This window comes from Dolichospermum sp. UHCC 0352 (assembly GCF_009711925.1).
Classification (GTDB): Bacteria; Cyanobacteriota; Cyanobacteriia; order Cyanobacteriales; family Nostocaceae; genus Dolichospermum; species Dolichospermum lemmermannii.
Genome location: NZ_VIKY01000294.1, coordinates 1 through 426 on the forward strand (window position 1 = coordinate 1; position 426 = coordinate 426).

The following is a 426-nucleotide window of genomic DNA, read 5'->3' on the forward strand; positions in this document are numbered from 1 at the left end:
TTTTTGGCAATGACCGATAATTTATTTTCCAAATGCTTCGCCCCTACTAACAACTGACTAATAAGAAAATTCCATGATTCATTTCAGTCCAGCAGCCATTAATGAAATCGGGCGCTTAAAATCTAAACAACCATCAGATACCTTATTTCGCTTGCGAGTCAAATCTGGAGGTTGTGCTGATTTGTTTTACGATCTGGCTTTTGATACCACAGTCCAATTTCAAGATCGGGTTTTAGCGTTGGATGATATTCGCGTAGTTATAGACCCAGAAAGCCTAAATTACATCACTGGGTTATCACTAGATTATTCAGAAGATTTGACAGGTGGCGGTTTTCGCTTTCATAATCCCCAAGCAACATCCACCTGTAACTGTGGCAATTCTTTCTCTATTAGTCAGTAGTCATTGGTCATTGGTCATTGGTCATT

At 39.2% G+C, this 426-nt stretch carries 1 protein-coding gene; it reads left to right on the forward strand.

Translation table 11 applies throughout. From position 1 onward, the window contains the following. Positions 1 to 73 precede the first annotated feature (73 nt). Complete coding sequence (locus FJR06_RS21465; RefSeq protein WP_015078105.1) at positions 74 to 400, forward strand: iron-sulfur cluster assembly accessory protein; 327 nt, start codon at positions 74 to 76, stop codon at positions 398 to 400. Positions 401 to 426: the final 26 nt, after the last annotated feature.

Bases quoted from the DNA above. Each gene is read 5' to 3' on its own strand.
- FJR06_RS21465 (WP_015078105.1), top strand. From the start codon at position 74: ATGATTCATTTCAGTCCAGCAGCCATTAATGAAATCGGGCGCTTAAAA.